Origin of the sequence: Acinetobacter albensis (assembly GCF_900095025.1) — a bacterium.
In the GTDB taxonomy this organism is placed as follows: domain Bacteria; phylum Pseudomonadota; class Gammaproteobacteria; order Pseudomonadales; family Moraxellaceae; genus Acinetobacter; species Acinetobacter albensis.
Genome location: NZ_FMBK01000007.1, coordinates 165,954 through 189,667, shown reverse-complemented (window position 1 = coordinate 189,667; position 23,714 = coordinate 165,954). Strand labels below are relative to the sequence as shown.

22 protein-coding genes are annotated in these 23,714 nt (G+C 38.9%); 13 read left to right on the top strand and 9 right to left on the bottom strand.

The features are described from left to right. Nucleotides 1-38 precede the first annotated feature (38 nt). Together metF and ahcY are read right to left on the bottom strand one after the other, a co-directional pair. The gene (metF, locus tag GA0116959_RS07570; RefSeq protein WP_092719942.1) at nucleotides 39-875 is read right to left on the bottom strand and encodes a methylenetetrahydrofolate reductase [NAD(P)H]; all 837 of its coding nucleotides are present in this window, start codon (nucleotides 873-875) and stop codon (nucleotides 39-41) included. Between the two features lie 116 nt (nucleotides 876-991). Beyond that, nucleotides 992-2,374, bottom strand: coding sequence for an adenosylhomocysteinase (gene ahcY / locus GA0116959_RS07565; RefSeq protein WP_092719941.1), 1,383 nt, complete (start codon nucleotides 2,372-2,374; stop codon nucleotides 992-994). Nucleotides 2,375-2,623: 249 nt separating this feature from the next. On the opposite strand from ahcY, the gene GA0116959_RS07555 reads away from it, so the two are divergent. Both GA0116959_RS07555 and GA0116959_RS07550 read left to right on the top strand, forming a co-directional pair. Beyond that, a complete protein-coding gene (locus GA0116959_RS07555) occupies nucleotides 2,624-3,163 on the top strand; it encodes a cysteine peptidase family C39 domain-containing protein (protein WP_092719936.1) in 540 nt (179 codons plus the stop codon). Nucleotides 3,164-3,266: 103 nt separating this feature from the next. Continuing rightward, the gene (locus GA0116959_RS07550; RefSeq protein WP_092719934.1) at nucleotides 3,267-4,202 is read left to right on the top strand and encodes a DUF4424 family protein; all 936 of its coding nucleotides are present in this window, start codon (nucleotides 3,267-3,269) and stop codon (nucleotides 4,200-4,202) included. A 38-nt stretch (nucleotides 4,203-4,240) separates the two neighbouring features. On the opposite strand, the gene GA0116959_RS07545 is transcribed toward GA0116959_RS07550, so the two are convergent. From GA0116959_RS07545 to radA, 6 genes are all read right to left on the bottom strand, one after another. Then, nucleotides 4,241-4,756: a tetratricopeptide repeat protein gene (locus GA0116959_RS07545; RefSeq protein ID WP_092719932.1), complete on the bottom strand. Its 516-nt coding sequence runs from the start codon at nucleotides 4,754-4,756 to the stop codon at nucleotides 4,241-4,243. Between the two features lie 91 nt (nucleotides 4,757-4,847). Next, nucleotides 4,848-5,186 carry a DUF3325 domain-containing protein gene (locus GA0116959_RS07540; protein WP_092719931.1) on the bottom strand — a complete coding sequence of 113 codons (339 nt, stop codon included), beginning with the start codon at nucleotides 5,184-5,186 and terminating at the stop codon, nucleotides 4,848-4,850. After that, complete coding sequence (locus tag GA0116959_RS07535) at nucleotides 5,183-6,880, bottom strand: PepSY-associated TM helix domain-containing protein (protein ID WP_092719929.1); 1,698 nt, start codon at nucleotides 6,878-6,880, stop codon at nucleotides 5,183-5,185. The genes GA0116959_RS07540 and GA0116959_RS07535 overlap by 4 nt, the downstream gene beginning before the upstream one ends. Nucleotide 6,881: 1 nt before the next feature. After that, complete coding sequence (locus tag GA0116959_RS07530; protein WP_171256880.1) at nucleotides 6,882-7,235, bottom strand: hypothetical protein; 354 nt, start codon at nucleotides 7,233-7,235, stop codon at nucleotides 6,882-6,884. Nucleotides 7,236-7,664: 429 nt separating this feature from the next. After that, nucleotides 7,665-8,639 (bottom strand): Tim44 domain-containing protein, encoded by a 975-nt coding sequence (locus GA0116959_RS07525; RefSeq protein ID WP_092719925.1) that lies wholly within the window; start codon nucleotides 8,637-8,639, stop codon nucleotides 7,665-7,667. A 114-nt stretch (nucleotides 8,640-8,753) separates the two neighbouring features. Further along, nucleotides 8,754-10,145 carry a DNA repair protein RadA gene (gene radA, locus GA0116959_RS07520; RefSeq protein WP_053578366.1) on the bottom strand — a complete coding sequence of 464 codons (1,392 nt, stop codon included), beginning with the start codon at nucleotides 10,143-10,145 and terminating at the stop codon, nucleotides 8,754-8,756. A gap of 283 nt (nucleotides 10,146-10,428) precedes the next feature. Here radA and GA0116959_RS07515 point away from each other — a divergent pair, with 283 nt between their 5' ends. From GA0116959_RS07515 to GA0116959_RS07485, 7 genes are all read left to right on the top strand, one after another. After that, nucleotides 10,429-11,832, top strand: coding sequence for an amino acid permease (locus GA0116959_RS07515; protein ID WP_092719923.1), 1,404 nt, complete (start codon nucleotides 10,429-10,431; stop codon nucleotides 11,830-11,832). A 131-nt stretch (nucleotides 11,833-11,963) separates the two neighbouring features. Then, entirely contained in the window at nucleotides 11,964-12,197 is a 234-nt protein-coding gene (locus GA0116959_RS07510) for a lipoprotein (protein ID WP_092719921.1), read from the top strand. A 56-nt stretch (nucleotides 12,198-12,253) separates the two neighbouring features. After that, a complete protein-coding gene (lysA, locus tag GA0116959_RS07505) occupies nucleotides 12,254-13,498 on the top strand; it encodes a diaminopimelate decarboxylase (RefSeq protein WP_092719920.1) in 1,245 nt (414 codons plus the stop codon). A 13-nt stretch (nucleotides 13,499-13,511) separates the two neighbouring features. Continuing rightward, on the top strand, nucleotides 13,512-14,357 hold the full coding sequence (gene dapF / locus GA0116959_RS07500; RefSeq protein ID WP_092719918.1) for a diaminopimelate epimerase: 846 nt from the start codon (nucleotides 13,512-13,514) through the stop codon (nucleotides 14,355-14,357). A 94-nt stretch (nucleotides 14,358-14,451) separates the two neighbouring features. After that, on the top strand, nucleotides 14,452-15,087 hold the full coding sequence (locus tag GA0116959_RS07495; protein ID WP_092719916.1) for an alpha/beta fold hydrolase: 636 nt from the start codon (nucleotides 14,452-14,454) through the stop codon (nucleotides 15,085-15,087). A 1-nt stretch (nucleotide 15,088) separates the two neighbouring features. Further along, the gene (locus tag GA0116959_RS07490; protein WP_092719915.1) at nucleotides 15,089-16,006 is read left to right on the top strand and encodes a tyrosine recombinase XerC; all 918 of its coding nucleotides are present in this window, start codon (nucleotides 15,089-15,091) and stop codon (nucleotides 16,004-16,006) included. Nucleotides 16,007-16,261: 255 nt separating this feature from the next. Continuing rightward, nucleotides 16,262-16,630 (top strand): hypothetical protein, encoded by a 369-nt coding sequence (locus GA0116959_RS07485; protein ID WP_409140022.1) that lies wholly within the window; start codon nucleotides 16,262-16,264, stop codon nucleotides 16,628-16,630. A 69-nt stretch (nucleotides 16,631-16,699) separates the two neighbouring features. Here the strand turns inward: GA0116959_RS07485 and GA0116959_RS07480 are convergent, their stop codons facing one another. Further along, on the bottom strand, nucleotides 16,700-17,194 hold the full coding sequence (locus GA0116959_RS07480) for an Lrp/AsnC family transcriptional regulator (RefSeq protein ID WP_092719913.1): 495 nt from the start codon (nucleotides 17,192-17,194) through the stop codon (nucleotides 16,700-16,702). A gap of 113 nt (nucleotides 17,195-17,307) precedes the next feature. On the opposite strand from GA0116959_RS07480, the gene GA0116959_RS07475 reads away from it, so the two are divergent. From GA0116959_RS07475 to gyrA, 4 genes are all read left to right on the top strand, one after another. Then, a complete protein-coding gene (locus GA0116959_RS07475) occupies nucleotides 17,308-17,913 on the top strand; it encodes a LysE family translocator (RefSeq protein ID WP_092719911.1) in 606 nt (201 codons plus the stop codon). Between the two features lie 495 nt (nucleotides 17,914-18,408). Then, the gene (locus GA0116959_RS07470; RefSeq protein WP_053578356.1) at nucleotides 18,409-19,158 is read left to right on the top strand and encodes an electron transfer flavoprotein subunit beta/FixA family protein; all 750 of its coding nucleotides are present in this window, start codon (nucleotides 18,409-18,411) and stop codon (nucleotides 19,156-19,158) included. Between the two features lie 17 nt (nucleotides 19,159-19,175). Then, nucleotides 19,176-20,108 (top strand): FAD-binding protein, encoded by a 933-nt coding sequence (locus GA0116959_RS07465; protein WP_053578355.1) that lies wholly within the window; start codon nucleotides 19,176-19,178, stop codon nucleotides 20,106-20,108. Nucleotides 20,109-20,557: 449 nt separating this feature from the next. Then, on the top strand, nucleotides 20,558-23,566 hold the full coding sequence (gene gyrA / locus GA0116959_RS07460) for a DNA gyrase subunit A (RefSeq protein WP_092719909.1): 3,009 nt from the start codon (nucleotides 20,558-20,560) through the stop codon (nucleotides 23,564-23,566). Nucleotides 23,567-23,714: the final 148 nt, after the last annotated feature.

The window sequence follows — 23,714 nt, the reverse complement described above, 5'->3', positions numbered from 1 at the left end:
ACTCTTAAAATCGGTGAAAAAGATTTGATCAATTTAAATCAGGCTAAACCTAAATCAAGTATCAGTTGGCGATTAGGCTCAGTATGATTCATGGTATAGAAATGCAAACTTGGTGCACCGCCTGCAATTAAACGTTCAGAAAGTTTGAGCACGACTTCATGACCAAAAGCTTTGATACTTGCAGAATCATCACCATAAGTTGCCAGTTGCTTACGAATCCAACGTGGAATTTCTGCACCTGTACCATCGGCAAAGCGAATTAAATTGCTAGCATTGGTAATTGGCATAATACCCGGTGCAACTGGAATATCAATTGCTTGCTTTGCTAAACGGTCTATAAAATAGAAATAAGCATCTGGATTGAAGAAAAATTGTGTGATTGCTGCATTAGCGCCCGCTTTCACTTTTTCAACAAAATGCTGGATGTCCTTATCAAAAGTTTCTGCTTGTGGATGCATTTCAGGATAAGCGGCGACTTCAATTTTAAAGTGATCACCAGAATGTTCACGGATGAAACGAACCAAATCTTGTGCATAAGGCAGTTCACCTAATCCGACTTGACCTGATGGCAAATCACCACGCAACGCAACAATACGGTCAATGCCTTGCGATTTATATAGATCCAATAATTCAGCAATACGCGCTTTGTCATCACCAATACAAGATAGGTGAGGGGCAACAGGTGTGCCTTTGCCATTAAAATCATTAATTGCAGCAAGTGTGCGTTCACGCGTTGAACCACCCGCACCATAAGTCACTGAAAAGAACTCAGGCTTCAGCAATTGTAATTCTTGATGAACAACACGAAGTTTTTCTGCACCTATATCTGTTTTTGTTGGAAAAAACTCAAAGGAGAAAGGAACACGTTTCGTCATTTTAAAATCCTTTTTTATAAATACTCTTTGTATGACCTTTGACTAGGAAAAATCCTCTCTTGGACTCTTTTTAATGCAGTACTTTAAAAAAGGGTTTAAAGAGAGGATGTCGTCAATTAGTATTTATAAGCATCAGATTTGAATGGACCTTCAACGGGAACACGCAAGTAGTCTGCTTGAACTTGAGTGAGTTGAGTTAAAACACCACCAAAACCGATCACCATTGCTGCCGCAACTTCTTCATCTAATTTTTTAGGAAGGAGTTCTACGCGAATTGCCGCTTGTTTTTGATCGTCAGCAAGATCAGCAAATTTTTCAGCGAACAAGTGCATTTGACCCAATACTTGGTTGGCAAAAGAACCATCCATAATACGTGATGGATGACCTGTTGCATTTCCTAGGTTCACCAAACGGCCTTCAGATAACAGGATTAAATAATCGTTTTCATTTTCTGTACGATATACTTGATGTACTTGAGGTTTAACTTCAACCCACTTGTAACCACGTAAATAGTTGGTATCAATTTCAGTGTCAAAGTGACCGATGTTACAGACTACTGCACCCGCTTTTAAAGTATCAAGCATGGCAGAATCACATACGTGATAGTTACCTGTTGTGGTTACGATCAAATCAGTGTTTTGAAGAAGATCTAAGTTGATGTCTTCTTTCTTGCCTGTTTGCACGCCATTTTTATATGGAGATACAACTTCATAACCATCCATACATGCTTGCATTGCACAGATTGGATCAATTTCAGTAACACGAACAATCATCCCTTCTTGACGAAGTGATTGCGCAGAACCTTTACCCACATCGCCATAACCAATCACAAGCGCACGACGACCAGACAAGAGCATGTCAGTACCGCGTTTAATCGCATCGTTTAATGAGTGACGGCAACCGTATTTATTGTCATTCTTTGATTTAGTCACTGAATCGTTTACGTTGATTGCAGGAACTTTAAGAGAACCGTCTTTCCACATCTCAAGTAAACGTTGAACACCTGTGGTGGTTTCTTCAGTAATACCGTGAATTTTAACAATCAATTCAGGATATTTTTCATGTACAACAGCGGTTAAGTCACCACCATCGTCTAAAATCATGTTGGCATCCCAAGGTTTGCCATTTACATTGATTTGTTGTTCAAGGCACCACATGTATTCTTCTTCAGTTTCGCCTTTCCAAGCAAATACTGGAACACCTGAAGCCGCAATAGCAGCAGCAGCATGGTCTTGAGTTGAGAAAATATTGCAAGATGTCCAACGAACTTCTGCGCCCAATTCAACGAGCGTTTCAATCAGAACCGCAGTTTGAATGGTCATATGAATACAACCAAGAATTTTTGCACCAGCAAGTGGTTTAGCGGCTGAATAGCGTTTACGTAAACCCATCAACGCTGGCATTTCTGCTTCAGCAAGTTTGATTTCTTTACGGCCATAATCAGCAAGTGAAATATCAGCAACTTTGTAATCTGTAAATGAAGCAGTAACCGCGTTCATCAGGATCTCCTAGGAAAAAATAGATTGGATCGTTATGTTCGCGGATGCCGTTGTTGATCAAAACGGGTATTTCACCGAAATTTTGACCGAATGGTCGAGCCTAGCGATCTTACATGACTATTTTTTGAAAAATCAGCTTATAAGAAAGTCGCAGCATCCCTCGACGAGTGCGCTATTGTACTTGGAAATGATTACAGTTCCAATCGTGTTTTGGTTATTATCAGCACAATTATATTTTGGAACAGAACGATGGCGTTAAATATTCCTGAAGCATTGTTGAATTTGGAAGCAAACTGTGGTGTTTTTGCCTTGTGGATGATTTTTCAACAGTATGGTGTTGAAATGGATATTGATGAATTGGTTAAAGTAAGTGGTCATCATTATGAAGATGGCACATTTACCCTTGCGCTTGCAATCGCCTTGAAAAAATATGGTTTTGAGGTGTCTTTTTATAGTGAGGTCGATCCTCATGTCGATCCAAAAGAAGTCAGTTATTATGAAACTGCACAAAAAATGCAGCTCTCTATTCAAGCTGCTTTAAGTTATCAGCAGATTCAACAGATATTTGAACAAGGTAAGTTGATCATCGTCTATTACGATACTTTAGAGGGGGTTGGGAATCAGTCTTTGGTGTATTCAATGGACGATCAGGAAATCTGTTTTTTTGATAGTTTTGATCCAATGCCCAAGATGATCTTTGAACAGCAACGAAAAGCAGAAGGCATTTGTCAGCAGGTAATTGTAATTGATGGCCGTCATTTACAACTGCAATCAATTAAATTGAATTGATGTTTCTTTTAGTGTTGAACTGTTTACATTAGATAAGAGAATAAAAAATTAGAATTTGAATCGAATAAAACATGCTTAAAGTCAAATGATGGAAGTGAAGGATATGAATAAATACAACTTAGGTTTAATCTTGTTCTTGAGTACTTGTATTTCTGCCAATGATAGTACGGGTTATGTGGGTACAGGCGGTGTGAAATATCTGAAAAACAAAAATATTCAAATGTACAGTGAAGAACTCTTGATTCGCAAAAATCTGATTAAAGTGGATTATCAATTTAAAAATTTAACCAATAAAGACATTACTGAGACGATACTTTTTCCTTTACCCAGAATTGATAATACCTTCGAATCTGATTTCGCTGACACTGAAAAACTACTCAAAAGTTTTAACGTTCAGGTCAATGGACAGTCAATTCAACCAGAAATGCATGTTCGGGCATTTATCCAGAAAGATGAACATTCAAAGCCTATAGATGTCACAGCAGAATTTAACCAGTGTGGCTTTACTGAAGTAGAAATGTTGAATCCATGGAACCGAACAAACGATAATTCTGAAAAATTTGAGAATAAATTAAGAAACTGTAAAAATTCAAATTTACAGCGCATTTTACCCAAGAATTATGATGATTCGATTATGTGGTCAGCACAAGTCATTTACAGTTGGCAACAAAGCTTTAAAGCAAATGCAATCACCCAAGTTCAGCATCAATATGCACCTTTAGTCGGTGGTTCTGTGTCTTTATATCCTGCAGAAGATTCTAAAACTTATTGTATGGATCAAAATTTTAGAACTGGTTTGAAAAAAGCTAAATCTCAACATGCGCCATACCAAGCATTGGGCTATATTTTAACCACAGGAGCAAATTGGGCTAAACCAATTCAAAACTTTAGACTTACGGTTGAGCGTGATGCCAATGAACTGGTTTCCTTCTGCTGGAATGGCAAGGTGAAGAAAATAAATGCAACTCAGTTTCAAATGACAGAAAAGAATTTTATACCCAAACAGGATTTAGATATTATTTTTGTTCGAAAACTTTAGTTGAAAAAAGCCCATCAAAAGATGGGCTTTTAAAAATTTTATTTTTCTTCCGCTATATGGGCTTTATCATTCCAATAATCCGCTTTTGCAGCATCAACATCTATACCCAAACCATGTTCATAAATGCAAGCCAAATCACGCATGGCTTGAGCTTCACCCAATTCAGCTGATTGTTTGACCAACGCAATAGAGTGAGCAACATCTTTGTCTACGCCATGACCTTTTCGGTATAAAGTTGCCAACTCTAAAATTGCTGCGGAATGATTACTTTCACTGGCTTGTTTAAGCCAGCGGTAGGCATGTTCAAAATAAGTTTTAGCCTCGTTCGGCTCTTCTTCGAGTAAGTCCTTGGCATAAAAAGCATAACCTTCACCAAGCCAGTACATGGCTTCCACATGACCTAACTGTGCGGCTTTAAGCGCCCATTCTTCGGCAAGTTCGACATGCTCTTCATTTTCACTTTGCATATAAATTTCAGCAAGTTCAAATTGTGCTTCACTGTTGCCTGCTGTGGCACGGTTGAATAGTTCAGGGGAAATAGGAAGATCAGACATAATAAATCCAAAAGTACAGAATATGCATAGCCTAATCGCTTGTTATCAAAAAACCAATCCGAAGATTGGCTTTTGTGAACATTGGGTATATTTATAAAATATCAATGAGCCCAGAAAGTGTACCTAAGATGGCTATAATCATAGCTATGCGCTTAATTTTCGTTTCTAAATAACTTAAACATAGTCCCGTGAATAAAGCTGCAAAGGTTAAAGCACCTAGCCAATAACTGATCATATTACTGACTGAACCTGAAACTACACACACCATTAAGACAATGATCAATAAAGCCCAACCGATTATTGTGGCATATCTGGTTTTTTGGCTATTTAATTCATGACCGAATATCTGTTTTTGATGTTTGGTCATTGAACTTGCAAGGGCAAAAAAACCAAGACTACTGATGGACCAAATGAAGAAAAAGAACATCATGATTCATTCTCCTGTGGTATGGTTTTTGGCAATTTGCCTTTTTTAACTGGCATACTCTGATGCTTTTTCACTTTATAGAATGCATAGGCAAATAAGGCGGCAAGTACCCACATCGCAAGATCAAAGCTGGCAATCATCCATTGATCATGAAGAATACTATTCCACAATGCTTGACCACCAGTCATAAAATTCACAATCGGAAGAAGTACAAAAGCAATGCTGGCAACCATCAGGAGTTCTAACCAAGCTTGACGATGACTACGAATCATGGCGTAGAAAAATGTCATCAACCAGATGCTAAAGAAAGTACGAATTTCCCAATTTAATCGCATTTCGATATCGGTAGGAATAAAACGGTTAGCATAGAAATAGGCTGCGCAAGCAATCGGTAAACCAATAATCGCTGCAATATTGGTAACTTCAACGACACGGTAGCCGAAAGATTTATAACCCTGTTTCTGCTGTTGTGGTGCACGTTTTACACACCATAAAATTAGACCTGTCGCGACCATTATGGTTCCTAAAATCCCAGATAAAAACAGTAACCACCGTAATGCTAAATCGACACCGCGTGCTTCATGTAATACAGTCACCACGTTGTAAATGCCATTTGGAATAGAAGGGTTGCGAATCTGAGGATTTTCAGCCGTTAAATTTTGACCTGTAACACCATCATATTCCACTGTTTCATAAATATTACGATGCGCTACACTGGCCGCATGTAAAGCACGAATTTCAATTTTGGCCTGATCAGTATTGGGCGCAACAATGTTGATGCTGGCAATAGGATTGTTTTTCCATTGAGTTTGAACCTCAGTCAAAATTGGGGTCAGATCAGTTAAAACAGCAGGTTTCGATTCGGGTTTTTGACGACGACCTTCTCCTCGGTCTTGCCGCTTTTGTTCACCAGATTGACGTTCGGGCCGCATTTGTTCTGTGGATGTGCTTTTTTCTCGGAGCATTGCATTGCGTTGTTCTTGTAAAAATTGACCGCGATTATCATAAATTTGATTCACGCCCCAAGGCATCAGGGTAAAAAGCAGCAAAAGTAAACCACTGAAAGTAATCATAATATGAAAGGGTAAGGCAAATACTGCGGTGGCATTATGTGCATCTAACCAAGAACGTTGTCCTTTACCTGAACGAAAAGTAAAGAAATCTTTAAATATTTTTTTATGTGTGATAATTCCACTGACAATAGCGACCATCATCAAGAGTGTGGCAATTCCAACAAGCCATCGCGCCCAGATACGTGGCAAGCCATAAAGTTCAAAATGGAAACGATAAAGAAAACTGCCACCGCGAGTTTCACGTGTTTCTAATACTTGTCCCGTTGCACTATCAATAGTAATGCGCTCTCCACCACGACGTGCGCGCGGATCTTCACCAATTTTACGGATATTTAATAAGGTCGTATTTTGCCGTGAATTAGGGAGTTGAATATTCCAGCTGCCTGCATTTGCATGATGAGTTTGTAAATAATTCAAAGCGATTTGGGTTTGCTGAATTTGTGAAGTGGGAGGAACAGACTGATGTAACTCCGGTTTCATCCAAATGGTAATTTCATTTTGAAAAAAACTTAAAGTTCCAGTCAGAAAAATAGCATACAGTAACCAGCCTAAAATAAGACTGGCCCAAGTATGTAACCAAGACATGGATTGGCGTGGGCCTTCTACTTTTGCATCTGCTCGCATGTCAGTTTCCTATAAACTTATATAGGACAAACAATAAAATGCTGGGCACAATAATGCCTAAACTTGCGTGAAATGTTTTATTGACCATAAATACCCAAATGAATACTGCTGTATGTAGGGTAAATGCCAAGAGGGTTGCAGACATGGCTGCACTTGTACCGTACGCCATAAAATATTGTGCAATTAAGATGGCCAGTAATGCAGAAAGCACATAACCACCCAATAAAGCTAAAACGAAGCGATAGAAAATCATACAACGATAAGCCAATAAGGCGGGTTTAGTTTTGACTTTTGAAGTGTGCGAAGAAGTCGCAACAGGAGTGGTCATCGTATTCATTTGAGAACTTTTCATCATGCTGGAGTGAAGAGTGGTGGGGTGTAAATTTAATAATGTAAATGATAACAATTATTGTTTATATTTAATATGCTAAAAACAATATAATTTAAATATTTAGTTAAAAATAATCTTTTTAAAAGACAAACATGTTTTTAATTTATTTCATTTGAGGATAAGAGTTTTTGAACAAAGCATTTTTATGGAGTTAATAAGTTTTAATAGTAGCTATTACGCTATTTAAAAAATTAAATCATCTAGCTAAGTAACTTATTATCAAAGCAATAAACATGAGATGGATTGAATTAGAAATACATTTAAATAGAACAATAAGGAATGTTTGGATATTTAATTTTTAGAAGTGCATGAATAAAAGCAAAGATGATGAGGAACAATGAAGTAATAAAAAAGCAGCGAACAAAGTCGCTGCTTTTTTAACTTTAAATGATTTTAAGCTTCTTGTTGGATACCTGCAACCAACCAATCTTGGTTAGAACCTGCAGGTTTGGTGAAGTGCCAAACTTCTGCAAAAGGTTGCGGTAAGCTGTTTAAATCTTCGCTTACAGTACCAGTGAAACGTACACTGACTACGTATTGACCATTTTCAGTGGCAGAATCTGTCACCATTGCATTTAGGTTAGAAAATTCAGCTACATCTTGATCTTGGTTAGTCATAATGTCGTTATGCATTGACTGATAAAGATTAGGTGTTAAATAACGTTGAATCTCAGTGATGTTGCTTGCCGTATTCATCGATTGAATATGATTAAAACGCTGACGAGCAACACGCAAGAATGCGGCAGGTTCAGTACCATCAGGTAATTGATTACCATTGCTGGTTGAAGCTGCACCAAAAGGGGCTTGAGTTGAAGCAGCGGCAGAACCACCTACTGATTGACCAAAAATATTGCTATTGTCATTTGAAGTACGTGGTGCTGCGTTTTGCTGACCGAACGGTGCTGTGTTTCCAGCATTGTTCGGTGCATACGGGTTGTTAGCGGTTAGTTTTTTTTTTGCTCCGAATTTACGGAATAAGAAGAAAGCAACTGCAGCAGCTAAAAGAATCCAAATCCAACTTGGAAGTCCACCTTTTTCTTCTTGCTGTTGGGTTGTAGCATCAGCACCGCTTGCAGCAGGATTATCATCTGCCATCGCATTTGCTGCAACTGCACCAATCGCAGCACCAGCAACACCAGCAGCAACCATACCACCTACACCCGGACCTGATCTTTGTTGTGCAGGTGCTGTAGTCGGTTGTTGAGCAGGAGCAGCTTGACGCGGTTGTTGGTAAGATTGGCTTGGTGCGGCAGAACGGCTCATGCCATGGCTTTTACCACCACCTGCACGTTTTGCTTCTGCTAATGGCGCAACCATTAAAGCAGCCATTAAAATACCCGTCATCAAACTACGCTGTCGAACTTCCATTGATTTTATCCTAAATAAAAAAGTAAATAATAGCCTTACATTTATGCAGTCATTTACATCGAATTTCAATATCAAATTGATGTTTTTTTTATATCACTGTTTATATGCTTAAGCTTAAGACAATTCTTCACTTAAATTCATGGCTTCACTGAGTGCTTCATGCAGCCGTGCCACAGAAATAATCTGAACATTGGGAATCGGTTTTTGTGGAGCATTGCCTCTTGGTAAAATAATATATTTAAATCCATGTTTAATGGCTTCTTTTAAACGCTCCTGACCATTAGGTACAGGACGAATTTCTCCTGATAAACCCACTTCTCCAAATACAGCCAATTGTTGAGGCAATGCTTTGCCACGTAAGCTAGAGGCACAAGCCAGTAAAACTGCAAGGTCTGACCCTGTTTCAGTGATTTTTAAACCACCGACCACATTGACATATACATCTTGTCCTGAAGTCTGTACTCCACCATGACGATGCATTACAGCAAGCAACATGTTCAAACGATTTTGTTCTAAACCCAGTGCTACACGGCGTGGTTGTCCATGTGCATCATCCACCAAGGCTTGAACCTCGACCAATAAAGGACGCGTACCTTCACGGCTAATCATGACAATGGAACCAGGAATAGCTTCATCATAACGGCTTAAGAAAATAGCGGATGGATTGGAGACTTCACGTAAACCTTTATCAGTCATACCAAATACACCAAGTTCATTGACTGCACCAAAACGGTTTTTGACCGCACGAATCATACGGTAACGTGAGTCGGATTGACCCTCAAAATATAGAACACAATCCACCATGTGTTCTAAAACCCGCGGACCGGCTAAAGCACCTTCTTTGGTTACATGTCCCACAAGGAAAAGTGCTGTACCACTATTTTTAGCAAAACGAGTCAGGAGTGCGGCAGATTCTCGAATTTGAGATACACCGCCTGGTGCAGATTGTAATGTTTCGGTATATAGCGTTTGAATCGAATCTAGAATCGCTACTGCAGGACGCTCTTGTGCTAAAACTTCACAAATACGTTCCACACAGGTTTCGGCCATAACTTTAAGATGATCAGTCGGTAGATCAAGACGGTGCGCGCGTAAAGCCACTTGAGAAAGTGATTCTTCGCCTGTGACATAAAGTGCGGCACTTTGTGCTGATGCCATGTGCGTTGCGGTTTGTAGAAGGATTGTGGATTTACCAATGCCAGGGTCACCCCCAATAAGAACAACAGACCCTGTGACCAGCCCGCCCCCTAAGACGCGGTCGAATTCTCCAATACCGGTCATTAAACGCGTTTCATGTGAAACAGAAACTTTATTTAAAGTGGTAATCTTTGCCGCTTGACCTGCATATCCACCGCCTATTTTCGGTTGAGCGCGATGGGTCACGGTTGGTTCAATACGGACTTCAGTTAAACTATTCCATTCTCCACAATCTATACATTGACCTGCCCATTTAGGATGATCCGTACCACATTGTTCGCAACGGTAAACAGTTTTAACTTTGCTCATGGAAAGAGTATCTATATATTAAGAAGATTGATGAAGAATGTAGCAATAGCTGTATGTAAATACAATTTTTTGCCGTTTATTGGGTCAAACTTTATATTGGCATAGAAACTGCTTTATCAAAGGAAATGAAAAACAGGAAAATAACATGGAGTGGAACTGGGTGAAAAAACAGCAGATATCGCATTTGATTGATACAAAATGAGGCAAATGCTCAAAAAACTTTATTCCTCTATTTAAAATTGAGCTACTTTTACCCTACAAAATTTGAGAGACGAAAATAAAAATGTCAAATGAACACTATCCTTCATCTGCTGGGAACGGTGAGCTTCAGCGAAGTTTATCGAATCGACATTTGCAACTTATTGCGATTGGCGGGGCAATTGGTACAGGTCTGTTTATGGGCTCGGGTAAAACCATCAGTCTAGCAGGGCCTTCAATTCTCATTATTTATATGATTATTGGTTTTATGGTTTTTTTCGTCATGCGTGCGCTTGGTGAATTATTATTATCTAACCTAGAGTATAAATCTTTTATTGATTTTAGTACTGATTTGATTGGGCCTTGGGCAGGCTACTTTGTGGGTTGGACCTATTGGTTATGCTGGATTACCATTGGTATTGCTGATTTATCCGCCATTATTTATTATCTACAATTCTTTAATGGAGGACTGCCCTTTAGCCCGACCGAAGGGGTGATGATTAGCGTCGCGGCCATTTTCTTTATTATGGGACTGAACTTGGTGACCGTCAGATTGTTTGGCGAGCTCGAATTTTGGTTTGCTTTAATCAAGATTATTGCGATTGTGGTTCTGATTGGTGTAGGTTTGTGGATGATTTTTACTGGATTCACCTCTACAGCAGGTGAGGTGGCATCATTCACGCATTTGTGGGCGCATGGTGGTGTATTCCCAACAGGTGCGACAGGTTTCTTAGCAGGTTTCCAGATTGCTATTTTTGCCTTCGTTGGGGTGGAGCTGGTCGGTACAACCGCAGCTGAAACCAAAGATCCTGAAAAGAACTTACCTAAAGCGGTCAACTCAATTCCAATCCGAATTATCATTTTTTATGTGTTGGCTTTAGTGATTGTAATGTCGGTGACGCCATGGAATCAAATTGATCCATCAATTAGTCCATTTGTGAACTTATTTAGTCAAGCCGGAATTGCGGCAGCAGCCATTATTATGAACTTGGTGGTATTGTCTTCTGTCATGTCTTCTATGAACAGTGGTGTATTTTCGACCAGTCGTATGTTGTTTGGTTTGTCGCGTGAAGAGCAAGGACCAAAAGCGTTTGGGCATTTAAATAAACGTGCTGTTCCTGCGAATGCTTTGTATTTTTCAGCAGTGTGTTTGTTGTTGGGCGCCGCACTTCAGTACTTCGTGCCGAATACGATTGAAGCTTTTACCCTAGCGACAACATTATCGACTATTTTGTTCATTTGTGTGTGGTTGATGATTATCTGGAGCTATATTGTTTATTATAAAACTCGTCCAGAATTACATGCAAAATCAACCTTTAAACTACCAGGTGGTTTGTTTACTTGCTGGGTCGTCATCATCTTTTTTATTGGGATGATTTATGTGTTGTCACTTGAAGCAGATACCATGAAAGCGCTCATGGTAAGTCCAATCTGGTTTGTTATTTTAATCATTGGTTACTTTGGTTTCTACAAACCAAAAAATAAATAAAGTTTTTGGTGTGAAAACGTCAGTTCAAAACTGGCGTTTTTTTTTTACTCACGATAATCTCTAGCGTTTAATCCTTTGGTCACGGCTGTGATCGAGTTATACTTCTTTGAAAATATAGGATAGGTGGTCAGATGCGTCTTGTCATTTGCTACATCAGTTTGTTGGTAACAGGTTTTAGTGTTGTTGGTTGTGGTCAATCTGGAACTTTACATTTACCGAATGACCCAAATTATGACAAACGTGCTCAATATTTGTTATATCCCAATGTCGATTCAAAACAGAAATCTGAGCAGAAATTAGCATCAGAGCAAGAGAAAGTTTCCGAACAGAAAGAAGTTACCGTACCAGATACTGAATCGAATTAATCTTCAAATTATCGAACTTTTTAACCGCTTAACACTTTCATAGAAAGGATAGATTCATGAGTTTTACCCGCATTGATGGGGTTTTGCACGCAGAGCAATGTTCTTTGCAACAACTTGCGCAGCAATTTGGCACGCCACTTTATGTTTATTCAAAAGCAACTTTTGAAAAGCATTATCTTGATATGGATCGTGCATTTGACTTTATCGATCATCAAATTTGCTTTGCGGTAAAGTCGAACTCGAATATTGCGGTATTGAATGTATTGGCGAAGCTAGGCGCAGGTTTTGATATTGTGACAGGCGGTGAATTGGCTCGTGTGCTCAAAGCGGGTGGAACAGCCTCTAAAATTGTGTTTTCGGGTTTGGGTAAATCAGAAGCAGATATTAAAAAAGCGCTGGAAGTGGGCATTGCTTGTTTTAATGTTGAATCGTATGCAGAGCTAGATCGCATTCAAAAAGTTGCGGCTGAACTGGGTAAAAAAGCCCCAGTTTCATTACGGGTCAACCCAGATGTTGATGCGAAAACACATCCATATATTTCAACTGGATTAAAAGAAAATAAATTTGGTATTCCATCCGATACTGTGTTTGAAACTTATCAATATGCAGCATCATTAGTAAATTTAGACGTGGTGGGTATTGATTGTCATATTGGTTCACAACTCACTGAAACTCAACCTTTTGTCGATGCCCTTGATCGCGTGATCATCATGATTGATCAACTCAAAGAGTTGGGTATTCACTTAAAACACATCGATATTGGTGGTGGTTTAGGGGTGACTTATAAAGATGAGATTCCACCGACTGTTGCTGAATATGCCAATGCATTGAAACCTGCTTTAGAAAAATTAGGCTTAAAAGTCTACATGGAGCCAGGACGGAGTATTTCTGCCAATGCGGGCGTATTACTCACACAAGTCGATATACTTAAGCCCACCAATCATCGTAACTTTGCGATCATTGATGCAGCTATGAATGACTTGATTCGTCCAGCTTTGTACGAAGCATGGATGGACATTCAAGCTGTTACACCCCGCACTGATGTTGAAGAAAAAGAGTGGGATGTCGTCGGGGCGATTTGTGAAACGGGTGATTTTCTAGGCAAAGAACGTCAGCTAGCGATTCAAGAAAATGATGTTCTTGCGGTGATGGGGGCAGGCGCCTATGGTTTTGTAATGAGTTCAAATTACAATAGTCGTGGTCGTGCGGCTGAAGTGATGGTCGATGCTGATCAAGCGCATTTAATTCGTGAACGTGAAACCGTAGAATCATTATGGGATAAAGAGCGCTTATTGCCTTAAGGAGTAATTCGAGATGTTTTTAGAATTTACCAAAATGCATGGCCTAGGCAATGACTTTATGGTGGTGGATCTGATTAGCCAGCGCGCGTATTTGGATAGTATAACTATTCAGCGTTTAGCAGATCGTCATTTTGGAATTGGTTTTGACCAACTCCTTGTGGTTGAGCCACCTGATTTACCTAATGTTGATTTTAAATATCGTATTTTTAATGCTGATGGTTCTGAAGTTGAACAGTGTGGTAATGGTGTGCGTTGTTTTGCTCGTTTTGTACATGAACGTAAATTAACAACAAAAACTAAAATTAAAGTACAAACCAAAGCAGGAATAGTTGAACCAGAACTTGGACAAAATGGTTGGGTACGCGTCAATATGGGTTATCCCAAATTTTTGCCTAAGCAAATTCCATTCCTTGCAGATGAAGCTGAAAACTTATATAGCTTGCTTTTAACCAATGATGAAAGTCTAACCATTGATGTCGTCAATATGGGCAATCCGCATGCAGTAACGATAGTTCCTGATGTGTTGACGGCTGATGTGGCAGGAATGGGGCCGCAGATTGAGTCGCATGAGCGTTTTCCACAACGCGTTAATGCAGGTTTTATGCAAATTATGGATGAAACACATGCACGCTTACGAGTGTTTGAACGGGGAGTGGGCGAAACCTTAGCGTGTGGTACTGGTGCATGTGCAGCGGCAATTTCTGGTATGCGCCGTGGTTTACTGGCCAATGCAGTGGAAATTGAATTGGCAGGCGGTAAGCTTCAAATTGAGTGGCGTGAAGGTGAAGTGGTCTGGATGACCGGCCCAACTACAAATGTCTATGAAGGTCGAATCGATCTCAGTTTTTATCAAACATAATATTTTAAAAACCCTGAATCATCAGGGTTTTTTTTATATGCGTTTTCAGAATGAGGTGGTTGGTCTGAAACGCATCAAAATAGAGATATGAAAAATGACACAAAAATCCCCACAATTGCTGTTCCTGCCAGGAGCATCCGGTAACACGTCATTTTGGTATCCACTTATTCAGTGTTTAAAGACATCTTATTCCCATAAAATCATTGCTTATCCAGGATTTGGTGATACTCCTGTACAACCAGAAATTCAAAGTTATGAAACCCTCACAGAGTATGTTTTAACTCAAATCGAAGAACCTTCAATATTGATTGCCCAGTCCATGGGAGGGATTTTTGCAGTCGCTGCAACATTACAAAAACCCGATCTAATTAAAGGATTAGTACTGATTGCAACATCAGGTGGAATTAATCTAGAACCCTTTCATGCACGAGATTGGCGTCAAGACTATCAGCAGCAGTATGAAGATTATCCTGATTGGTTTATGCGGGCAAATGTGAACTATGAAACCTTATTATCTGAAATTCAGCTGAATATTTTACTCATTTGGGGAGATTGTGATCCTATTAGTCCAGTGGCAGTAGGTAAACATTTACAAAATCAGTTTAAAGATGCACATTTGAACATTATTCAAGGCGGTGATCATATGCTGGCAGAAGCTCATGCCGATGAGGTGGCGCTTTTGATACAGGATTATTTATTGAATAATCCACACATAGGGATGGAAATTTAAAATGAATTATACATCAATACAATTGCTCTCTATGTGGCTGAAAGCAAGAGAAATTCAAAATCAGTCAAAACATACTTTGCAAGCGTATCAGCGTGATGTTTCCGATTTTTTGAACTTTTGTGAAATTAAAAAACTCAGTTTAAATAATATTGAATCCACCGATTTACGTGAATTTTTAGCACAAAAAGTTGAACGCTATCAACTTAGTTCTAGCAGTTTACAACGCCTTTTATCCTCTATTCGTCAGTTTATGAAATGGGCCGAACAAGGACAATATTTGGCTTTTAATCCTGCCGATGACTTTCAGCTCAAACGCTTTCCTAGACCCTTACCCGGTATGGTTGATATTGAAACAATTAATCAAATTTTAGATCAAGCTAAACCTGAAAGTGAAGTTCAACAACAAATGTGGTTGCGCGATAAGGCAATTTTAGAGTTGCTCTACTCGAGTGGTTTACGTTTGGCAGAAATACAAGGTTTATGCATTCGAGATATTGATTTTAATCGACAATTATTGCGCATTACAGGTAAAGGAAATAAAACCCGAGTGGTTCCTTTTGGATCAAAAGCCAAAGACGCGGTTATGCAGTGGTTAAAAATATATCCCTTATGGAATGGTGATTTTGTACCAGAAGCCAATGTATTCATCACCCAAAAAGGTAATCCATTGGGTGCACGCCAAATTGAAAATCGCGTCAAATTTCAGGCACAACGTGCTGGGGTTAATATTGACTTACATCCACATTTATTAAGGCATTGTTTTGCGAGTCATATGTTGTCAAACAGTGGTGATTTAAGAGCTGTACAGGAAATGTTGGGGCATACAAATTTAACCACCACGCAAATTTATACGCATGTTGATTTTGATCATTTGGCTAAAGTCTATGATCAGGCACATCCGCGAGCACACAAGTCCTGACTTGATTAAGAATGAATGTTTGTAATAGATAAACAGATTACTGGATTAATATACTAATTTAAAAATATAAATTCAAAATTCATCAATCTGGAATAAGACTTGCTTATTCTTTGTAAGCCTATTCATCCATAGACGGACAACTTAATTTATTGTATGAATGAATGCCGAATAAAAAGGTCGTATTTCATTTTTGTGGAATAAAAATAAGATAGTCTGCAGAAAAAATGAAAAATGCACAGCAAGAGGATAGAAAAAATGACCAATATTGAACAGAAATATGCACAACTCACTGCGGCTCAAAAAGATATTTTTGCCGGTTATGGCTTACGTCAGGTTAAGCATTTTGTAGAAATTAGTTTACCCAATATAGAGCCGTCATTACCTGAAAATACTCAGGTACAAGGCGTCAATGCAGAAGGTAAGGTTCAGGCGATTAATTTAGATACTCAACAAGTGTATATTTGGATTTCTGACCTGCAATGGCAGGAACGTCAAGTGAAAGCTATGCATATTGATTTAAAAGAAGATATCTTAAAAATTTGGGAAATATTTAATCTTCAAGCCTATGAACTGATTGATCTGAGTCATATCCACCGTGACTTTTTAAATCAATTATACGTTTAGCTTAAAATGTTGAGTCACTGATTTTGACCATTAAAGGCATACCAAAATTCAGGTTTAATTTGTGAAGCGTTAAAGATTATCTAATGGCAGTTGAAAACTTTGTTTAATAATCTGGCTTGGCAAATCCGTTTTGACACTGGTAATGCCATTTTTCTTGGTTAAATGAGTAGATTGAAACTTACGATAACTGTCTAAGTCAGGAACCACGACTTTAAGCATTGCATCGCATTCGCCCAAAATAATGTAGCACTCCATCACATGAGGCAGCTCTTTCATGGCTTCAATAAAGCCATCTATCGTTTCAGCATCTTGGCCAACCAGCCAAATACGTGAAAACAAAATAAGCGGTAAGCCAATTTTCTGTGGGTCTATCACCGTGGTGTAGTTTTGAATGACACCTGATTCTTCTAATAATTTGACCCGACGTAAACATGAAGAGGGTGAAAGTCCTATTTCGCGGGCAAGATCATTATTTTGCATACGACCATTTTGTTGTAAAGCCCGAATAATATTTTTATCGGTACGATCCAATTTTATTGAAATAGAATGAGAAGATAATTTCATAAATTAGAATTTAATGCTAAAAATAACTTTAATTATAGAATATTTAGCATCCTATTTTGTACTGATTATTGAATACTAATTTTCACTTTCAAACACGAGAAAGGGGAAAGGAAATGTCAGTATTTGTACTCTTTGCTTTAACAGTTATTCCGCTGATTTTTACACCTGGACCAGACATGCTTTTTATTTTGTCACAGGTGGCAAGTCAAGATGCAAAAGCTGGCATGAAAGCGACAGTGGGCATTTGTCTGGGGTATTTAGTCCATTCTATATTTGTGGCACTCGGTATTGCTGCGATTATCGTTTCATTTCCAGTATTGTTTGAAACAATCCGCTGGTTAGGGATTGGTTATCTTTTATTTTTGGCGTTTGGATTAATCAAGTCAGTTTTCAATCAGAAGAAACTTACTCTTATAAAAGCAAATACTGCACAACCGATTCAAAAAGGTTTTTTTACAGCGTTATTGAATCCGAAAGGAATATTGATTTATTTTGCAATCTTACCGCAATTCATAGACAAGACAGGTGATACCGTAACTCAAGGTCTAATTCTCTCATTCATTTTTATTGGTTTAATTTTTGTAGTGTATTGCAGCTTAAGTTTAATTTTGGCCAAAATTACCCAAAAAACTGAAATGAATCAACGTAAACAAAAATGGATTGATGGCGGTTCAGGTGGATTATTAATATTGGCGGCCGCTTGGTTAGGCATGAATTAATCAATAAATAGAGAGCATGTGTAAAAGCATGCTTTTTTATCAAGCAAATTTATGGAGTAAACTTAATTTGTTACACCTTAAATGGTAAAAAAAGCATAATTTTAGAGCAAATATCTAAAAAAAAATTCATCAATCTATCTTAAATGACAGGCTAAAATAAGTACTATTGTGCAAGAAAGGTAAAAATTTGACGTACTAGAAGGATTGAAATTAAAGATTTTATCAGAACATTTGATGAAGTTAATCAGATAAAAATATAATAAAAATCAATATTTAAAAATGAAAAAATAATGAGTAAATTCATCTTAATAAAAAAATTACAAAAAAATATGAACGCTAAGGTCAAGAATTTTTATCTATTTTAAGCTTGTTTCGATAATTGTGACTTGACCGAAATGCCAAACGCATTGCAAGATAGGGCACCTAAAAATTTTAAGTGAAGAGTTACACTCACTTTTCTCAACATTTACTTTTGTTAAAACAGCCGAGGATTACATGAAGGCTCTTGTTGCTGTAAAACGTGTGGTTGATGCCAACGTTAAAGTTCGCGTAAAACCGGATAACACTGGGGTTGACCTCACTAACGTTAAAATGTCGATCAATCCATTCTGTGAAATCGCAGTGGAAGAAGCGGTTCGTTTAAAAGAAAAAGGAACAGTTTCAGAAATCATTGTGGTTTCTATCGGTCCTAAAGAAGCGCAAGAACAAATTCGTTCTGCAATGGCGCTTGGAGCAGATCGTGGTATCTTGGTAGAAACTGCTGATGAGATTGGTGCACTTGAAGTGGCTAAAATCTTAAAAGGCATTGTAGAACAAGAAAAACCAGAACTGATTCTTTTGGGTAAGCAAGCGATTGATGATGACTCGAATCAAGTCGGTCAAATGCTCGGTGCTTTACTGGGTGCTGGTCAAGGTACATTTGCGTCTGTTGTAAATGTGGCTGGCGACAAAGTTCAAGTTACGCGTGAAGTCGACGGCGGTTTACAAACTGTTGAACTAAACCTCCCTGCTATTATTACCACTGACTTACGTTTGAATGAGCCGCGTTATGCTGCTCTGCCAAATATTATGAAAGCGCGTAAAAAGCCGCTTGATACCAAGTCTCCTGCGGATTATGGCGTTACAGGTACAACTCAACTTAAAACCGTTAAAGTTGAACCACCAGCAGAACGTAAAGCTGGCGTGCAAGTAAAATCTGTAGATGAGCTTGTTGAAAAACTTAAAAACGAAGCGAAAGTGATCTAATACAGAAGGATAAAATCATGAGTATTTTAGTTATCGCTGAGCACGACAATAAAGCACTAAATGGTGCAACTTTAAACGTTGTTGCTGCAGCTCAAAAAATCGGTGGTGATATCACTGTATTGGTTGCAGGTTCTGGCGCACAAGCAGTTGCCGACCAAGCAGCTCAAGTTGCGGGTGTAAGCAAAGTATTACTTGCTGACAACGCTGTTTATGCACAACAATTGGCTGAAAATGTGGCGGCTTTAGTGGCTGACTTGGGTAAAGGCTATAGCCATATCCTTGCTGCATCTACGTCAAATGGTAAAAACGTACTTCCACGTGCTGCTGCACTGTTAGACGTCAGCATGATTTCTGACATCATCGCGATTGAAAGCCCTAAAACCTTTAAACGCCCAATCTATGCGGGTAACGCAATTGCAACTGTAGAATCATCTGAATCTATCGTGGTTGCAACTGTTCGTGGTACTGCATTTGATCCTGTTGCTACGACTGGTGGTTCTGCGGCTGTTGAAGCAGTAAGCGATGTTCAAGATGCAGGCATTTCTAAGTTTATTTCTGAAGAAATCGTGAAATCTGAACGTCCAGAATTAACTGCTGCACGTATTGTAGTTTCTGGTGGTCGTGGTGTAGGTTCAGGTGAAAACTATCACACTGTACTTGATCCATTGGCTGACAAGCTGGGTGCTGCTCAAGGTGCTTCACGTGCTGCGGTGGATGCTGGTTTCGTACCAAACGATATGCAAGTCGGTCAAACAGGCAAGATTGTTGCACCAGATCTATATATCGCAGTTGGTATTTCTGGCGCAATTCAGCATTTGGCGGGTATGAAAGATTCTAAAGTGATCGTGGCGATCAACAAAGATGAAGAAGCACCAATCAATGCAGTAGCTGATTACTGGTTAGTTGGCGATTTAAATACGGTAGTACCTGAATTGGTTTCTAAAATCTAATTCATTACTGCATATTTAAAAAACGCTCCTAGTTTCTAGGGGCGTTTTTAGTTTTATAATTGCTTATTTTTCAAATGATTTTTAATTTTTCTTAGCATATTTAATTTTCAATATGATTGATAAATTTTTAATCATGTCTAAGTCGATTTAAAGTGAGCTTCTTATTCGCTGCAATAGATCTAAAGTATGTATTCTAAAATTTAAATTAGGATCAAGCGAGAGCCTGAATTTACATAAATAATCGACAATTAAAATGGATAAAAAAAGAATCCATAAATTGTAGAAAATTAACAAGATTAACCACACTTACAAGAGACAAAAATAAGAGAATTTATGCTACAATTTACGGCTGTATTTTAGATTTTAGCTCAACAAATTTTGGGTTAATTTTTTGCTAGATTGATTATATAAAACGAACAACTTCGAGTTGTTTGTAATAAGGAGTATGCATGAGCGTATCGGAAATCCGACCGATTGCCATTGAGGATGAACTCAAAAGCTCATATCTCGACTATGCCATGAGTGTAATTGTTTCTCGGGCATTACCAGATGTGAGAGATGGCTTAAAACCTGTTCATCGTCGTGTGCTTTTCGCTATGCACGAGTTAGGCAACGACTACAACAAAGCTTATAAAAAGTCTGCCCGTGTGGTGGGTGACGTGATCGGTAAATATCATCCGCATGGTGATTCAGCTGTTTATGAAACCATCGTACGTATGGCCCAAGATTTTAGCTTGCGTTATCAATTGGTCGATGGTCAGGGTAACTTTGGTTCTGTCGATGGCGACAGCGCAGCAGCAATGCGTTATACCGAAGTGCGGATGCGTAAACTGACTCATGAACTTTTAGCTGATCTAGAAAAAGATACGGTTGAATGGGAAGATAACTACGATGGCTCTGAGCGAATTCCTCAGGTGATGCCAACACGTGTTCCCAACTTATTGATCAATGGTGTGACAGGTATTGCCGTCGGTATGGCGACCAATATGGCGCCACACAACATGACTGAAGTTGTGAATGCATGTCTTGCTTATGCCAATAATCCAAACATCAGTATTGAAGGCTTGATGGAACATATATCGGGCCCAGATTTTCCTACAGGTGGTATCATTTACGGTAAATCCGGTATTGTTGATGCTTACCGTACTGGTAAAGGTCGTCTTCATATTCGTGGTAAATATCACTTTGAAGAAGATCCTAAAAACGGGCGTACCACGATTGTTTTCACTGAAATTCCGTATCAGGTCAACAAAGCAAGAACCATTGAACGTATTGCGGAGTTAGTTAAAGAGAAAAAACTGGAAGGAATTTCAGAGCTACGTGATGAGTCTGATAAAGACGGCATGCGTATTGCGATTGACTTAAAGCGTGGTGAAAATGCAGAAGTTATTGTCAATAACCTGTTCCAAAACACGCAATTAGAAAATTCTTTCAGTATCAACATGGTGTGCCTAGATAACGGCCAACCGAAGTTGATGAATTTAAAAGATATCATTGCAGCATTTATTCGTCACCGTCAAGAAGTAGTGACACGTCGTACGATGTTCGAACTTCGTAAAGCACGTGAACGTGGTCATATCTTAGAGGGTTTAACGGTTGCTTTAGCCAATATTGATGCAATCATTGAAACCATCAAAACCTCTGCCAATCCTGCCGAGGCGCGTGAGCGTTTACAGGCTGGTGAATGGTCGGCTGGTGGTGTCGTTGCATTACTGGAAAAAGCGGGTTCAGTTTCTGTTCGTCCAGAAATTATTGAAGGGGAAGATCTGTCTAAACCTTATGGTTTTGATGGAGGTATTTATCGTCTTTCGCCTGTTCAAGTCGGTGCAATTTTAGAATTACGTTTACATCGTTTAACGGGTCTAGAACAAGATAAATTACATGCTGAATATTCTGAAATTTTGGCTCAAATTGCTGAACTTACCGCAATTTTAAATGACTTTAATTTGTTGATGAATGTGATTCGTGAAGAGTTGGCGCTTATCATTCAGCAATATGGTGATGGACGTAAAACATCAATTGTTGAATCTCGTATCGATTTCTCTCGTGAAGATTTAATTCCTGAAGAGCAAATGGTTCTCACTGTTTCAAAAACAGGATATGCGAAAACACAACCACTTTCTGATTATGCTGCTCAGCGTCGTGGTGGTCGTGGTAAATCTGCGACTTCAATGAAAGAAGATGATTTCATTCAACATCTGATTGTGACGTCAAACCATGCCACTGTTCTATGTTTTACCAATGTCGGTAAAGTCTATCGCTTGAAAGTGTATGATGTGCCACAAGCATCACGTGGTGCAAAAGGTCGCCCAATGGTGAACTTGTTGCCACTGGATGCGAATGAAACGATTACTGCAATTTTGCCTGTGATTGATGCGCCGAAGAAATTTAAAGATCGTTTAGCCGATTTCCAAGCATTTGTGAAAGCCAATAAAGTCAAACTGCAACAAAATGAAATTATTAATGGTCATTTTGTAGAACTTGAAGCTGCTTTAGCTGAACTTGAAGATGGCGCAAATGATATATCAGATGCGTTACGTATCCAATTAAAACAATTGGGTATTGAGTTATCTACGACTGATTTAGATGACGACATCATGGCTGACTTTGCACAGCAAGCTGAAGCAGTGCGTAAAAACTTCTATGTGTTTATGGCGACCGAGTACGGTACGATTAAACGTGTAGAGCTTGAGCAATTCTCGAATGTGCGTTCAAATGGTTTACGTGCGATTGAGCTGAATGGCGACGATACCTTAATTGGTGTAGCCATTACCGATGGTGAACAGCAAATCATGTTGTTCTCAAATGAAGGTAAAGCAATTCGCTTCGCAGAAACTGATGTTCGTTCAATGGGCCGTTCTGCCAAAGGTGTGCGTGGTATGCGCGTGACCATTGGTGCAGCCGCGCTGCTTGAAGATGCAGAAACTGAGGTAGATTCAGATGATGAAGATACTTCAGATTCGGCATTCATCAGCCGTATCGTTTCATTGGTGGTTGTGCCAGAAACTGGCGAAGTGCTTTGTGCATGTGCCAACGGTTATGGTAAACGTACGCCAGTCGGCGAATTCCCAACCAAAAAACGTGGTGGTAAAGGTGTAATCGCCATTAAAACCTCTGAACGTAATGGTGAATTGGTCGGTGCAGTATCTATTGATGAAAGCAAAGAACTGATGTTGATTTCTGATGGTGGTACGATGGTTCGTACACGTGCTTCTGAAGTTGCAACCACTGGACGTAATGCACAAGGTGTTCGTCTGATTCGTTTAGGTCAAGAAGAAATTCTAGTTGGGGTTGTTTCTGTAGAAGCCGTTGAAGAAGAAGAGTTTATTGAATCAGTTGAAGGCGAAGAAGTCATTGTCTCTGAAGCTTTAATTGATTCTGAAACTTTGGTTGATGATGAGACGATTGCTGATAAAACTGAGTCTGAAACAGATTTAAATACGTCTGAAAAAGAGTAAGTTTTGGTTTAAAAAAAGAGCGCTTAGGCGCTCTTTTTTATATGCATAAAATGCAAGATGGTAATATTCAATTATCCATGTGATGCTCGTTTAAAGTTTTCATCATCATAAGAAAGGAAGCCGAAGCTTCCTTTTTTGTTTTGATTAA

Coding starts and splice junctions, on each gene's coding strand:
- ahcY (WP_092719941.1), bottom strand. CDS start 2,374: ATGAACGCGGTTACTGCTTCATTTACAGATTACAAAGTTGCTGATATT.
- GA0116959_RS07465 (WP_053578355.1), top strand. CDS start 19,176: ATGAGTATTTTAGTTATCGCTGAGCACGACAATAAAGCACTAAATGGT.
- GA0116959_RS07550 (WP_092719934.1), top strand. CDS start 3,267: ATGAATAAATACAACTTAGGTTTAATCTTGTTCTTGAGTACTTGTATT.
- GA0116959_RS07510 (WP_092719921.1), top strand. CDS start 11,964: ATGCGTCTTGTCATTTGCTACATCAGTTTGTTGGTAACAGGTTTTAGT.
- GA0116959_RS07540 (WP_092719931.1), bottom strand. CDS start 5,186: ATGATGTTCTTTTTCTTCATTTGGTCCATCAGTAGTCTTGGTTTTTTT.
- GA0116959_RS07515 (WP_092719923.1), top strand. CDS start 10,429: ATGTCAAATGAACACTATCCTTCATCTGCTGGGAACGGTGAGCTTCAG.
- GA0116959_RS07555 (WP_092719936.1), top strand. CDS start 2,624: ATGGCGTTAAATATTCCTGAAGCATTGTTGAATTTGGAAGCAAACTGT.
- GA0116959_RS07485 (WP_409140022.1), top strand. CDS start 16,262: ATGACCAATATTGAACAGAAATATGCACAACTCACTGCGGCTCAAAAA.
- GA0116959_RS07535 (WP_092719929.1), bottom strand. CDS start 6,880: ATGCGAGCAGATGCAAAAGTAGAAGGCCCACGCCAATCCATGTCTTGG.
- lysA (WP_092719920.1), top strand. CDS start 12,254: ATGAGTTTTACCCGCATTGATGGGGTTTTGCACGCAGAGCAATGTTCT.
- gyrA (WP_092719909.1), top strand. CDS start 20,558: ATGAGCGTATCGGAAATCCGACCGATTGCCATTGAGGATGAACTCAAA.
- GA0116959_RS07480 (WP_092719913.1), bottom strand. CDS start 17,194: ATGAAATTATCTTCTCATTCTATTTCAATAAAATTGGATCGTACCGAT.
- GA0116959_RS07545 (WP_092719932.1), bottom strand. CDS start 4,756: ATGTCTGATCTTCCTATTTCCCCTGAACTATTCAACCGTGCCACAGCA.
- GA0116959_RS07530 (WP_171256880.1), bottom strand. CDS start 7,235: ATGATGAAAAGTTCTCAAATGAATACGATGACCACTCCTGTTGCGACT.
- GA0116959_RS07495 (WP_092719916.1), top strand. CDS start 14,452: ATGACACAAAAATCCCCACAATTGCTGTTCCTGCCAGGAGCATCCGGT.
- metF (WP_092719942.1), bottom strand. CDS start 875: ATGACGAAACGTGTTCCTTTCTCCTTTGAGTTTTTTCCAACAAAAACA.
- GA0116959_RS07475 (WP_092719911.1), top strand. CDS start 17,308: ATGTCAGTATTTGTACTCTTTGCTTTAACAGTTATTCCGCTGATTTTT.
- GA0116959_RS07525 (WP_092719925.1), bottom strand. CDS start 8,639: ATGGAAGTTCGACAGCGTAGTTTGATGACGGGTATTTTAATGGCTGCT.
- dapF (WP_092719918.1), top strand. CDS start 13,512: ATGTTTTTAGAATTTACCAAAATGCATGGCCTAGGCAATGACTTTATG.
- GA0116959_RS07490 (WP_092719915.1), top strand. CDS start 15,089: ATGAATTATACATCAATACAATTGCTCTCTATGTGGCTGAAAGCAAGA.
- radA (WP_053578366.1), bottom strand. CDS start 10,145: ATGAGCAAAGTTAAAACTGTTTACCGTTGCGAACAATGTGGTACGGAT.
- GA0116959_RS07470 (WP_053578356.1), top strand. CDS start 18,409: ATGAAGGCTCTTGTTGCTGTAAAACGTGTGGTTGATGCCAACGTTAAA.